Source organism: Streptomyces sp. NPDC004111 (genome assembly GCF_042874215.1).
Taxonomy (GTDB): domain Bacteria; phylum Actinomycetota; class Actinomycetes; order Streptomycetales; family Streptomycetaceae; genus Streptomyces.
Window position 1 is genome coordinate 18692 of the sequence record NZ_JBIAMU010000036.1, and the last position, 12046, is coordinate 30737.

General features: G+C 73.5%; 12 protein-coding genes. 6 read left to right on the forward strand and 6 right to left on the reverse strand.

Features of this window, described 5'->3' with window-relative positions; all coding sequences use genetic code 11:
• Positions 1 to 220 precede the first annotated feature (220 nt).
• Entirely contained in the window at positions 221 to 1126 is a 906-nt protein-coding gene (locus ACFYVL_RS42370; protein ID WP_389255084.1) for a Gfo/Idh/MocA family protein, read from the forward strand.
• Here ACFYVL_RS42370 and lnt read toward each other — a convergent pair.
• From lnt to ACFYVL_RS42390, 4 genes are all read right to left on the reverse strand, one after another.
• Complete coding sequence (gene lnt, locus ACFYVL_RS42375) at positions 1050 to 2729, reverse strand: apolipoprotein N-acyltransferase (protein WP_389255085.1); 1680 nt, start codon at positions 2727 to 2729, stop codon at positions 1050 to 1052. The two genes, ACFYVL_RS42370 and lnt, sit on opposite strands and share 77 nt — an antisense overlap.
• A gap of 68 nt (positions 2730 to 2797) precedes the next feature.
• The gene (locus ACFYVL_RS42380; protein ID WP_389255087.1) at positions 2798 to 3298 is read right to left on the reverse strand and encodes a nuclear transport factor 2 family protein; all 501 of its coding nucleotides are present in this window, start codon (positions 3296 to 3298) and stop codon (positions 2798 to 2800) included.
• Between the two features lie 83 nt (positions 3299 to 3381).
• Positions 3382 to 4257 (reverse strand): undecaprenyl-diphosphate phosphatase, encoded by an 876-nt coding sequence (locus ACFYVL_RS42385; RefSeq protein ID WP_389255089.1) that lies wholly within the window; start codon positions 4255 to 4257, stop codon positions 3382 to 3384.
• A gap of 228 nt (positions 4258 to 4485) precedes the next feature.
• On the reverse strand, positions 4486 to 5367 hold the full coding sequence (locus ACFYVL_RS42390; protein ID WP_389255091.1) for a TVP38/TMEM64 family protein: 882 nt from the start codon (positions 5365 to 5367) through the stop codon (positions 4486 to 4488).
• Positions 5368 to 5416: 49 nt separating this feature from the next.
• Between ACFYVL_RS42390 and ACFYVL_RS42395 the strand changes: the two genes are divergently transcribed.
• The 5 genes from ACFYVL_RS42395 (at position 5417) to ACFYVL_RS42415 (ending at position 9364) form a co-directional block, all read left to right on the forward strand.
• Positions 5417 to 6124 (forward strand): DNA alkylation repair protein, encoded by a 708-nt coding sequence (locus ACFYVL_RS42395; protein WP_389255093.1) that lies wholly within the window; start codon positions 5417 to 5419, stop codon positions 6122 to 6124.
• A gap of 113 nt (positions 6125 to 6237) precedes the next feature.
• Complete coding sequence (locus tag ACFYVL_RS42400) at positions 6238 to 6441, forward strand: hypothetical protein (protein ID WP_389255095.1); 204 nt, start codon at positions 6238 to 6240, stop codon at positions 6439 to 6441.
• A gap of 110 nt (positions 6442 to 6551) precedes the next feature.
• Positions 6552 to 7745 (forward strand): elongation factor Tu, encoded by a 1194-nt coding sequence (gene tuf, locus ACFYVL_RS42405; RefSeq protein WP_389255097.1) that lies wholly within the window; start codon positions 6552 to 6554, stop codon positions 7743 to 7745.
• 200 nt (positions 7746 to 7945) lie between these two features.
• Positions 7946 to 8416, forward strand: coding sequence for a phospholipase (locus ACFYVL_RS42410; RefSeq protein ID WP_389255099.1), 471 nt, complete (start codon positions 7946 to 7948; stop codon positions 8414 to 8416).
• A gap of 99 nt (positions 8417 to 8515) precedes the next feature.
• Complete coding sequence (locus tag ACFYVL_RS42415) at positions 8516 to 9364, forward strand: spermidine synthase (protein ID WP_389255101.1); 849 nt, start codon at positions 8516 to 8518, stop codon at positions 9362 to 9364.
• Here the strand turns inward: ACFYVL_RS42415 and ACFYVL_RS42420 are convergent.
• Together ACFYVL_RS42420 and ACFYVL_RS42425 are read right to left on the reverse strand one after the other, a co-directional pair.
• Positions 9326 to 10705 (reverse strand): MFS transporter, encoded by a 1380-nt coding sequence (locus ACFYVL_RS42420; protein WP_389255104.1) that lies wholly within the window; start codon positions 10703 to 10705, stop codon positions 9326 to 9328. The genes ACFYVL_RS42415 and ACFYVL_RS42420 overlap by 39 nt on opposite strands.
• 128 nt (positions 10706 to 10833) lie before the next feature.
• Positions 10834 to 11973 (reverse strand): hypothetical protein, encoded by a 1140-nt coding sequence (locus ACFYVL_RS42425; protein WP_389255106.1) that lies wholly within the window; start codon positions 11971 to 11973, stop codon positions 10834 to 10836.
• Between the last annotated feature and the right edge of the window lie 73 nt (positions 11974 to 12046).

Consider the following 12046-nt stretch of genomic DNA (forward strand, 5'->3'; position numbering starts at 1 on the left):
ACAGTGGACCCGATGGGGGAAGCCAGGAGGCCGATATTGGCCCGCACGAGTGATGCCGCCCCGCACGCTTACGGCCCCGGCGGCGCCGCGCGCACCCGCCACGGCGGCGCCGTCCGGGTTCCGCGGGAGCGCCGACCGGCACCCGCCGCCCCGCACGTATGCTGCCCTGTGGGCCGTCCACCAGGGACAACGGCCGTACGGCGAGAGAAAGCAGGACCCCGTGAAGGTCGGCGTCATCGGGCTCGGAGACATCGCGCAGAAGGCGTACCTGCCGGTCTTCGCCACCCTCGCGGAGACGGAGCTGCACCTCCAGACCCGTACCCCCGCCACCCTGGAGCGGGTGGCCGCGGCGCACCGCATCCCGGCCGAGCGGGCCCACACCGACCTCGACGGGCTGCTCTCGCAGGGGCTGGACGCCGCGTTCGTGCACGCCTCGACCGTCGCCCACCCGGAGATCGTCACCCGCCTCCTGGAGGCGGACGTCCCCACCTACGTCGACAAGCCGCTCGCCTACGAACTCGCCGACTCCGAGCGGCTGGTGGAGCTCGCCGAGGAGCGCGGCGTCGGCCTCGCCGTCGGCTTCAACCGCCGGCTCGCCCCCGGCTACGCCCAGTGCGCCGAGCACCCGCGCGAGCTGATCCTCATGCAGAAGAACCGGGTCGGCCTGCCGGAGGACGCCCGCACCTTCGTCCTGGACGACTTCATCCACGTCGTGGACACCCTGCGCTTCCTGGCCCCCGGCGAGATCGACCACGTCGACGTCCGCTCCCGCACCGTCGACGGACTGCTGCACCACGTGGTCCTCCAGCTCTCCGGCGACGGCTTCACCGCGATCGGCACCATGAACCGGATGAGCGGCTCCACCGAGGAGATCCTCGAAGTGTCCGGCCAGGACACCAAGCGGCAGGTCCTCAACCTCGCCGAGGTCGTCGACCACAAGGGCCAGCCGAGCGTCCGCCGCCGCGGCGACTGGGTGCCGGTGGCCCGCCAGCGCGGCATCGAGCAGGCAGTCACCGGCTTCCTGGACGCCGTACGGGCGGGCAAGGTGCTCAGCGCACGGGACGCGCTGGCGACACACGAGCTGTGCGAGCGGGTGGTACGGGCGGCCCGGGAGCAGGCTTCCTGAGGTTCCGCACGCCCTCGGCGGCGAGCAGCAGCGCGAGGACGGCCATCGCCGAGTGGACCGCCCAGTCTCCGTACCGCGTGTACGGGGTGGTGCCCGGTGACAGCGGTACGTCGTAGACGGCGGCGGCGCTGCGCTCGGTGCCCAGCGGCGCGCCGACGCGCCGGCCGTCCGGCCCGTACACGGTGCTCACCCCGGTGAGGGTGGCGTGCACCATGGGGCGGCCGTTCTCGGCGGCCCGCAGCGCGGCGAGCGAGGCGTGCTGCGCGGGCGCCCAGCTCTCCTGGAACGTCGAGGTCGCGGACTGCGCGATCAGCAGCTGCGCCCCGTCGCGCACCAGGTGCCGGCTCATGTCGGGGAACGCGGACTCGAAGCAGACCAGCGGGCCCAGCCGCAGCCCGTTCGGCAGCGGCATCACCACCGTGCGGGTGCCGCGCATCCGGTCCTCGCCCGCCGCCTTGCCGACGGAGGTCGCCCAGCCGAGCAGGGCGCGCGCCGGGACGTACTCGCCGAACGGGACCAGCCGCATCTTGTCGTAGCGCGCCCCGGTCGGCCCCCGCGGGCCCACCAGCACCGAGGACTTGAAGATGCCGGGGCGGTCGGAGCGCCGGGCATCCACATTGACCAGGATGTCCGCGCCGACCAGCCGGGACAGCGCGGCGATCCGCCGGGCCACGTCCGGGCGGGCCGGCAGGTCCGTGCCCACACTGCTCTCGCCCCACACCACCAGGTCGACGCGCTGCCCGGCCAGCGTGCGGGTCAGCTGCTCCTCGCGGTCGAGCCGCTGCTCGGTGGACCCGACGCCGTCGAACACCCCGGGCTGTACGACGGCGACGCGCGCGGTGTGCTCGGGCGCGGGCCGCGGCGCCCACAGCCAGGCGGCCCCGGCGGGCACGGCACAGACGACGAGCGCCGCGAGGGCGGCGGTACGGGCGTGGCGCTGGGTCAGCAGGACCACCAGAGAGGTGTTCACGGCGACGACCAGCAGCGTCACCAGCCACACCCCGCCCACCGAGGCGAGCCGCAGGGCGGCGGGGACGTCCCACTGCGAGGAGCCGAGCAGCCCCCAGGGGCCGCCGAGCCCCTCCCACGAGCGGGCCAGCTCCACCATCAGCCAGCCCGAGGGCAGCACCACGACGGCGGCCAGGGCCCTCGGCACGGTCGGCCGGCCGCCGAGCAGGAGCCGCACCAGCCACCCCCACGGCAGCCACAGCAGACCCACCAGCGCGACCAGCACCACGATGAACACATGCAGGCTCGGCATCAGCCAGTGGTGGACGGCCACCACGAACCCGATCCCGCCGAGCCAGCCGTCCAGCGCGGCCCGCCGGCCGGTCGGCGCGGACCGGGCCAGCAGTATCCAGGGCACCAGGGCCACGTACGCGAACCACCACAGGCCGGGAGCCGGGAAGGCGAGCGCGGGCAGCGCCCCGGCGAGGACCCCGGCCGCACCGCGCCACCAGGGGGAGGCCGCCCGGTCGCGCCACCGGGAGGGGGCCGGCCGGTCCTGCCGCCGGGAGGGGCTCTGCCGGTCCTGCCGCCGCGTGGCGAACCGCCGGTGCCACGGTGAGCCGTCCGCTCCGCCGGCTCCCCAGTGCTTCGGCATCCGCGCCTCCTCACCACCGGAGTGTTGCCCCCAGTGTGGAGGAGGCGGGCGGGAGGGGACAGTGGGCGTCAGCCGGTGCCCGTGCCCCGTCCGAGGTCGGTGCGGCGCCACTTCTCGTGGACGGCGACCCGGTGCACCTGCCAGTCGGAGCCCTCCGCACGGCGCAGGCCGAAGGTGTAGCGGCCACCGGTCACGAAGTTCGGCGCCGCCCCGTCGTCACCGGGTCCGGCGACGGCGCCGCGCTCCAGCCGCATCGGGTTGAGGTAGTCCGCCTGCACCTCGGCGCTGTCCCCGGTGTAGCCGCCCAGCTCCTCCAGCCGCAGCCGGCGGTTCACGATCAGGTGCTGGCGCACCGGGAACATCCGCAGCATCTCCTCCAGCCACCCGGCCACCTCCGCCGCGGGCCCCTCGATGCCGCCGGCCGAGCGGTAGTCGGCCCGCCCGTCCGGGGTGAACAGGGCCTTGTACGCCGACCAGTCGGCGTCGTCGACGGCCACCGCGTATCCGGTGATCACCGCGTCTATGGCCAGCCGGTCCATTACGGTCGCGAGCTCCACACGCTGGGTCATCGCGCCAGTCTCGGGCAGCCGGGGCGTGACGCCAAGGGCCCGTGGGGCACGAGTGCGTCCGGTGCGGAGCGCCCGCGGGCGGCTCAGCCCGCCGACTCGCCCGCGTGCGGGCTGAGCACGTCCGTGCCGACCAGTACGAACAGGGCGATGCCGAGCGCGATCCGGTAGTAGACGAAGGGCAGGAAGCTGCGCGAGGAGATGTAGCGCATGAACCAGGCGATCACCGCGTAGCCCACCCCGAAGGCGATCAGCGTCGCGAGGATCGTCGGCCCCCACGAGACGTGTCCCTCGTTGACGTCCTTCAGCTCGTACAGCCCGGAGGCCAGCACCGCGGGGATGGCCAGCAGGAAGGAGTAGCGGGCCGCCGACTCGCGGGTGTAGCCCATCAGGAGGCCGCCGCTGATGGTCGCGCCGGAGCGGGAGACGCCGGGGATCAGGGCGAGCGCCTGGCAGAAGCCGTAGATCAGGCCGTCCTTGACGCCCAGTTCCTTGAGGGTCTTGCGGTGGTTGCCCGCGGTGTGGCGGCCGGAGTCGGACTCGGCGCGCGCGGCCAGCCGGTCGGCGACGCCCAGCACGACGCCCATCACGATGAGGGTGGTGGCGATCAGCCGCAGGTCGCGGAACGGGCCCTCGATCTGGTCCTTGAGCGTGATGCCCAGCACGCCGATCGGGATCGAGCCGACGATCACCAGCCAGCCCATCTGCGCGTCGTGGTCGGAGCGCATCGACTTGTCGTGCAGCGAGCGGAACCAGGCGGACAGGATGTTCCCGATGTCCTTGCGGAAGTAGATGAGCACGGCCGCCTCGGTGCCGATCTGGGTGATCGCGGTGAACGCCGCACCGGGGTCGTGCCAGCCCGCGAAGGCCGCGGTCAGCCGCAGATGGGCACTGGAGGAGATCGGCAGGAACTCGGTCAGGCCCTGGACCAGCCCGAGGATGATGGATTCGAACCAGCTCATGGAGGGTGGCGCCGTCCCTGGGGGAGGGGTGCGGCCGGGCGCAACCTGCGGCAGCCGTGCACCGTGCGGAGGGTGGGGTGGGTGGTGCGCAGCGTACCCGCGGAAGATGGCCGGGCGGTGATCAACGGGCGACCGGTGTGGCTCCGTGTCGGTGCCGGCCGTTCACCTGCCGCCCGCCGGGCGTCCGGCCGCCGTTCGTCGGACGCGCGCTCCGGGGGCGGCGCCGGTTCAGTTCTTCGAGAGGGACAGCGCCGGGGCCTTCGCCGCGACGGCCCGCTCCGCCCCGGCGGAGCTCTCCGCGGTGCGCTCGCACTGCCGCGGCCTGCCGATCGTGTGGCGCTTGCGCCACGCCACCACCACTCCGCCCACGCTCGACACCACGATGAAGCCCATAGCGATCAGGAACGGCGGCGACATCGGCGAGGAGGCCTCGCTGCCCGCGATCACATAGGCGAGCGTGTTCGGGATCGAGCCGAGGCCGGTCGCCACCAGGAACGACACGTACCGCATCCGCGAGACCGCGGCGCAGTAGTTGGCCGCGGCGAACGGCACCCCGGGGAACAGCCGGATCGCCAGCATCGACCGGAAGCCGTGCCGGCTGAGCACCCCGTCGGCGGCGAGCAGCACCCGCCCCCTGAGCATCGGCCGCAGCGCGTCCTGGCCGAGCAGCCGGCCCAGCGCGAAGGAGATCCCGGCGCCCAGGACCGTACCGGCGATGGACGTGGTGAGACCCAGCCAGGTGCCGAAGAGGGCGCCCGCCGCCAGATTGAGGATCGGCCGGGGCACGAAGGCCACCGTGCACAGCCCGTACGCCACCCCGAACAGCACCGCGGCGCTCGCCCCGCCCAGGTGTGGTGGCCAGCCGTCGGCCAGCATCTTCTGCGGCTCGTAGAGCAGTACGGCGGTGGCCGCCGAGGCGAGCACGACCAGCAGCAGGGCGAGCCGCGACCAGGGCGACAGGAGCAGCCGGGCGCAGCGGGCGGCAGCGCGCTCGGGCGGGCGGTGCCCGCCGTCGCGGTGCTCGTCGCGGCTGCCCGGGGGTCCTTCGTGGCGCCGGTCGCCGCGCGGTGTGTCCGTGCGGACCGTGGTCCGGGTGACTGGGTCGAACATCCGGGGAGAGTAGCCGACATCGGTGTGTGATCGCCGTAATGTGCACCGCATGACCCCTCTCGGCGGGACCGTTCCGGACAGCGCGCTCGCCGACACCGTGCTGGCGCGGCTCACCGCCGCCTACCCGGAAGCGGGCGATCCGGCCAGGGCGGCCGAGGCCAGGGCGTACATGAAGGACATCGGGCCCTTCCTCGGCATCCGCACCCCCGAGCGCCGGGCCCTCTCGCGCGCTGTGCTGCACGGCACACCGCGCCCCGACGCGAGGGACTGTACGGCCGTCGCGCTGCGCTGCTGGCGGCTGCCGGAGCGCGAGTACCGCTACTTCGCCGTCGACTATCTGCGCACACACGCCGGACGGCTGCCGTCCGGATTCCTGCCCGTCGCCCGGTCGCTGATCGTGACCGACTCCTGGTGGGACACCGTCGACCTGCTCGCCGCCCATGTCGTCGGGCCGCTGGTCGCCGCGGACCCGGGGCTGCGCACGGTGATGGACGAGTGGAGCGGCGACGACGACAGGTGGCTGGTACGCACGGCCCTGCTGCACCAGCTCCGCCACAAGGAGGCCACCGACACCTCCCGCCTCTTCGGCTACTGCCTGCGCCAGGCCGGACACCCGGACTTCTTCGTGCGCAAGGCGATCGGCTGGTGCCTGCGCGAGTACGCGAAGACCGACCCGGCGGCGGTGGCCGACTTCGTCGGGCGGCACCGGGACGTACTGTCGCCCCTCTCGGCGCGCGAGGCACTCAAGCACCTCTGAACCCCCGGGCCCCGGGGTCGGGTGCGGGCCCGACGTCACGCCCGGCGGCCCGCCCGGCCGCGCGGCGGGAAAATCATTCGACCCCGAAGGTCCGGCAGGGCAGGATCAGCCCCATGTTCCGGTACGCCTTCCTCGCAGCGCCGTCCGCAGTCGCGGACGCGCCGAAGGCTGCCCGTTCCGCACTCGACTCCGCACCTGTCGCGGAGCTTCCCACCGCAGCCGCCACGGCGGCATCCACCGCCGCCGCGGTCGCAGCCGCCCTCGCGGCAGTCGTCACCGCCGCAGTCGCCGCGCCCCTCGACGGCGCCCGAAGCTGACCCTCCTCGGATCGCGTCCGACGGACCCCGGAAGGGGAGGGTCGGCCGGGCCCCGGGGTCCCTCCACGCTTCGTGGATCTTCAGCTTCGTAGAAACAGGGAACAACTGTCATGCCCAAGACGGCATTCACCAGGATAAAGCCCCACCTCAACATCGGCACCATGGGCCACGTCGACCACGGCAAGACCACCCTCACCGCCGCCATCACCAAGGTCCTCTCCGAGCGCGGCTCCGGCGGCAGTACCGGCTACGTGCCCTTCGACCGGATCGACCGGGCGCCGGAGGAGGCCGCGCGCGGCATCACCATCAACATCGCGCACGTCGAGTACGAGACCGACACCCGCCACTACGCCCATGTCGACATGCCCGGCCACGCCGACTACGTCAAGAACATGGTCACCGGCGCCGCCCAGCTCGACGGCGCGATCCTCGTCGTCTCGGCGCTCGACGGCATCATGCCGCAGACCGCCGAGCACGTCCTGCTGGCCCGTCAGGTCGGCGTCGACCACATCGTCGTCGCCCTCAACAAGGCCGACGCGGGCGACGACGAGCTGACCGACCTCGTCGAGCTGGAGGTCCGCGACCTGCTCTCCGCGCACGGCTACGGCGGCGACGCGGCCCCCGTGGTCCGCGTCTCCGGGCTCAAGGCCCTTGAGGGGGACCCGCGTTGGGTGGCCTCCGTGGAGGCGCTGCTGGACGCCGTCGACACCTACGTACCGATGCCCGAGCGGTACGTCGACGCGCCGTTCCTGCTGCCGGTGGAGAACGTCCTCACCATCAGCGGGCGCGGCACCGTCGTCACCGGGGCGATCGAGCGCGGCACGGTGCGCGTCGGCGACCGGGTGGAGGTGCTGGGCGCGGACGGCGGTCCGCAGCCGACCACCGTCACCGGCCTGGAGACCTTCGGCAAGCCGATGGAGTCCGCCGAGGCCGGGGACAACGTCGCCCTGCTGCTGCGCGGCGTGCCGCGCGACGCGGTGCGCCGGGGCCATGTGGTCGCGGCGCCGGGCAGCGTCACCCCGGGCCGCCGCTTCCGGGCCCAGGTGTACTTCCTGTCGGCGCGCGAGGGCGGGCGCGGTACGGCCGTCGCGTCCGGCTACCGGCCGCAGTTCTACCTCCGTACCGGCGACGTCGTCGGCGACATCGACCTCGCCGCGACGGGCGGGGTCGCCCGGCCGGGCGACACGGTCACACTCACCGTCGAGCTCGGCCGCGACACCCCGCTGGAGCCGGGTCTCGGCTTCGCGATCCGTGAGGGCGGACGCACCGTCGGTGCCGGAACGGTCACCGAACTGCTCCCGTAGCAAGGCCAGTTGGGTCACGGTTCACCTCGTCGCAGCTTGCGGCGAGGTGAACCGTGCGGGTGCCGCGGCCCTTGATCGTGGAGGTTCTCCGCAGGTGGCGTGATGCTTTCGGGTAACCGCTCTGCACTGTTGCGGACACCTCACAGTCTGTTGCCCGCCGCACCGGTAAAGATCCGGTGCCCGCAGACTGGAGATCCTTCATGCGCCGTCTTCTTGCCGCCGGGCTCGCCACTGCCGCCGCGGTGCTCGCCTTCGCCACTCCGGCGTCCGCGGCCCCCGCCGACAAGCCCCAGGTACTGAGCAGCTGGACGCAGACCAGCGCGTCCAGCTACCAGTCCTGGGTCTCGGCGCGCGCCAACCAGGGCAACTGGTCGGCCTACGGCTTCGACTGGTCGACCGACTACTGCTCCTCCTCGCCCGACAACCCGTTCGGCTTCCCGTTCCAGACCTCCTGTGCCCGGCACGACTTCGGCTACCGCAACTACAAGGCGGCCGGCACCTTCAGCGCCAACAAGGCACGGCTCGACGACGCCTTCTACGCGGACCTCAAGCGGGTCTGCGGCCAGTACTCGGGCGCCAAGAAGACCTCCTGCGACGCCACCGCCTGGACCTACTACCAGGCCGTCAAGGTCCTCGGACTGAGCGCGGCCGACAGATCCCTCGTCGGCTGATCCGGGCCCGTCCCGGAAACCGGGCGGCGGGGGCGACCCCGCCGCCCGGCGCGTGTCCCAGGGGCGTCCGGCGGGCGCCGCGCGGGGGACAATGTGCGGATGAACGATCCGATACCGGTCGTCCGGGACGTCGACGGCGGCACCGCCCGGCTGATGCCCGACGTGGACCGCCCGCACGCCTGGCTGCTCACGGTGGACGGGGCACCCCAGTCGTACGTGGACCTGGACGAGCCGACGTACCTGGAGTTCGAGTACGCGCGCAGGCTCGCCCACGTCGTCGACAGCGCCGCTGCCCCGGGCGAACCCCTCGACGTCGTCCACCTCGGCGGCGGCGGCCTCTCGCTGCCGCGGTACGTCGCGGCCACCCGGCCCGGCTCGCGCCAGCACGTCGTCGAGGCCGACCGGGGCCTGCTCGACCTGGTCACCGCACACCTGCCGCTGCCCGACGGCGGCGCCGGGATCACCGTGCACGGGGCCGACGGACGGGCCTGGCTGGAGCAGGCGCCGGACGACTCCGCCGACGTACTGATCGCGGACGTCTTCGGCGGCTCACGGGTGCCGGCCGCCTTCACCTGCCTCGGCTACGCGCGTGAGGCCGCCCGCGTCCTGGGGCCCGGCGGAACCTACGCGGCCAACCTCGCGGACGGCGCGCCCTTCGACTTCCTCCGCTCCCAGCTCGCCACCTTCCGCGCCGAGTTCGCGGAACTGGCGCTGATCGCGGAGCCCGGGGTGCTGCGCGGGCGGCGGTTCGGGAACGCGGTGCTTGTCGCCTCCCAGCAGCCCCTGGACACCGCCGCACTCGCCCGCCGTACCGCGGCGGACGCCTTTCCCGCACGGGTCGAGCACGGGGCGGCACTGGTCCGCTTCGTCAGGGGCGCGGTCGCGGTGCGCGACGCGGACGCGGTGGCGTCACCCGTTCCCCCCGACGGGGCCTTCAGCGTCGGCTGACGGCGCGGGCGCGGCGGGCGGTGCGGGAGCGGGGCCCGGGGTGAGGGTGGGCTCGGGAGCGGGCCCTGCGGTGGCCGGTTCCGCCGCCGCCACCGGCTCCGGAGTGCGCCGCCGGAGATTGCGCACGTCCGGGATGGTCAGCACGGCGGCCGTCAGCAGCACGATCAGCGCGGCGGAGCCCCAGAGCGACTGGGAGCGGCCGAAGGCGGTCTCGGCCGGGCCCGCCAGGGAGGTCGCCACCGGCACCATGGCGAGCGAGCCGAGCCAGTCGTAGGCGGACACCCGGGAGAACTTGTCCTCCGGGATCTCCTGGTGCAGCGCCGTCATCCAGGCGACGCCGAACACCTCGATCGAGATGCCGGTGGCGAACATGACCACGATCAGCGCCCACGCGGGCAGCGGGATCGCCAGCCCCGCCGACGGCAGCGCGAGCGGGAAGACGCAGAGCGCCCCGGCGAGCAGCAGCCGGCGCGGCTTCCAGCGCATCATCAGCACCGCACCGCACACCGTGCCCGCGCCGAACCCGGCCAGGGCCAGCCCCCACGGGGCCGCGCCGCCCAGATGCTCCTCGGCGACCAGCGGCCCGTACACCGCCTCGGCCGCCGCGACCACCGCGTTGATCACCGAGAACTGCACCACGATCGCCCACAGCCAGGGCCGCGAGGAGAACTCGTGCCAGCCCGCCCGCAGGTCCGCGACCAGCCCGCTGCTCTTGACCCGCTCCGGGATGTGACTCACGTCCAGGAACGCCCGCAGCGCCCCCGCCACGGCGAACGCGGCGGCGTCGATGGCCAGCACCCAGCCGGGTCCGACGGCGGCGATCAGCGCGCCGCCGAGGGCGGCCCCGCCGATCGCGGCACCGTTCATCGACATCCGGAACACCGCGAACGCGCGCCCCGCCTGCTCCCCGGTGACGGTGGACAGCAGCATGCCCTCGGCCGCCGGGCCGAAGAACGCCTGCCCCACACCGCCGAGCCCGGCCAGCAGCATCATCTGCCACAGCTGGGGCGTACCGGTGAGCACCAGGAGCGCGAAGAGGCCCTGGGAGACGCAGTTGAGGGCGTTGGCGGCGACCATGACGTGGTGCCGCGGCAGCCGGTCGGCCACCGCTCCGCCGATCAGCAGGAACAGGATCAGCGGTACGGTCCTGGCCGCCGCGACCAGTCCGACGTCGCCCGCGGTGCCGCCCGCGGCGAGGACCGCGAAGGACGCGGCGATGAGCGCGCCGTGGGAGCCGAGGTTGGTGACGACGGCTGCCGCGGTGAGCAGCGTGTAGTTGCGGCCGGCCCACGGCGGGCGGCGGCGCGCTGCGGAAGACGGCGGGGCGGCGGGGGAAGTCACTGGTGGACTATCGCCTCCGCCGCCCCGGGATGCCAAACCGAACGGCTGTCTGTGCCGTTATGCGGTGATCGGCACGCGGACCTGCCGTGGTGCGGTGATCGGCACGCGAACGTGCCGTGGTGCGGTGATCAGCTCGGCAGCCGGAGCGTGCCGAGGATCTTCATGATCGTGGCGTCCGGCACCTCGTCCTTGACACCCTTGGCGCTGTAGAGCACCCAGGCCGCGTAGTCGCCCTTGGCGTTCTTGAAGCCGAAGGCCGTGGCCTTGCCGTCGGTGTCGCACTTGGACGGCTTCTTCACACCGGTCGCGGTCGCGGTGGAGATGTGGCCGGTGAGGCCGGAGGTGGTGGTGAACGGCTTGGGCTTCACCACGTTGATCTTGCCGGTGCGCTTCTGGTCGTACCCGGCGTAGACCCAGTTGCCCGCCTGGATCTCGGCGACCTCGCCGGTGTTCTTGGCGCCGTTGGCACCCTTGGTGCCGACCCGCGAGAGGCCGGTGGTGTCCATCTTGCCGTCGTGGTCGTCGTCGTCCTGGCACCAGTTGTCCTTGAGGGACGCGGGCGCGGACATCGCGACCACCGGCTTGCCGGTCGGGTTCTTCTCGTCCTCGAAGCCGACGATGGTGCCGGTGGTCCCGACCACCCACTCCGGCGGTACGTCGAAGACCGTGCCGTGCTTCGGGTTGAGGACGACCTTCCAGCCCGGGATGGTCGGCTTGGCGTCGATACCGGCCCGCGGGTTGCTGCTGCTGCCGCCGGTCGGGGGTGTTGCCGGGTCGGTGGCCGGCGGTGCCGACGGCTGCTTGGGAGCGGCCGGGCTCTGCGTGGTCTTGCCCTCCGCCACCGGCTGCTTCTCGTCCCCGTCGTCCTTGAAGAGGAACACCCCGGTGCCGACGAGCGCGGCGATGACCACGACGCCCGCGACGGCCGCCGTGACGATGTTCTTCTTCTTGTCGTTCTGCGGGCCGCCGGGCCCGCCGGGGCCACCGGGACCGATCGGTCCGGGGTGGGTCGGGGCGTTGAACTGGTTCTGGTACGGGTTGGTCCCGGGCGGCGGCGGTGTCGGCACCGACCCGGGGGCCGGGTAGCCGTACCCGGGCACCGTCGGAGGCTGCTGGTATCCGCCGGGCGGCGGGCCCGGCGGCGGCGTCGGCTGGCCACCGGCCGGCGGCTGGCCGGGCGGTGGCGTGTTCGGGTACCCCGGCTGCTGGTACGGGTTGGCGTCCTGCGGGTTCTGCTCGCCCCCGGGCGGCTGCTGTCCTGGCCACATGGCGAGTAACCATAGAGGGGAGGGGGCGACAGGGCTACCGCCGCCCCCGGGCGGGCGCGAGGGGCGGGGAGCG

What these genes read in the sequence shown, in the direction of transcription:
- ACFYVL_RS42400 (WP_389255095.1), top strand. Translation starts at nt 6,238, where the DNA reads ATGTTCCGGTACGCCTTCCTCGCAGCGCCGTCCGCAGTCGCGGACGCG.
- ACFYVL_RS42390 (WP_389255091.1), bottom strand. Translation starts at nt 5,367, where the DNA reads ATGTTCGACCCAGTCACCCGGACCACGGTCCGCACGGACACACCGCGC.
- tuf (WP_389255097.1), top strand. Translation starts at nt 6,552, where the DNA reads ATGCCCAAGACGGCATTCACCAGGATAAAGCCCCACCTCAACATCGGC.
- ACFYVL_RS42380 (WP_389255087.1), bottom strand. Translation starts at nt 3,298, where the DNA reads ATGACCCAGCGTGTGGAGCTCGCGACCGTAATGGACCGGCTGGCCATA.
- ACFYVL_RS42385 (WP_389255089.1), bottom strand. Translation starts at nt 4,257, where the DNA reads ATGAGCTGGTTCGAATCCATCATCCTCGGGCTGGTCCAGGGCCTGACC.
- ACFYVL_RS42395 (WP_389255093.1), top strand. Translation starts at nt 5,417, where the DNA reads ATGACCCCTCTCGGCGGGACCGTTCCGGACAGCGCGCTCGCCGACACC.
- ACFYVL_RS42410 (WP_389255099.1), top strand. Translation starts at nt 7,946, where the DNA reads ATGCGCCGTCTTCTTGCCGCCGGGCTCGCCACTGCCGCCGCGGTGCTC.
- lnt (WP_389255085.1), bottom strand. Translation starts at nt 2,729, where the DNA reads ATGCCGAAGCACTGGGGAGCCGGCGGAGCGGACGGCTCACCGTGGCAC.
- ACFYVL_RS42415 (WP_389255101.1), top strand. Translation starts at nt 8,516, where the DNA reads ATGAACGATCCGATACCGGTCGTCCGGGACGTCGACGGCGGCACCGCC.
- ACFYVL_RS42425 (WP_389255106.1), bottom strand. Translation starts at nt 11,973, where the DNA reads ATGTGGCCAGGACAGCAGCCGCCCGGGGGCGAGCAGAACCCGCAGGAC.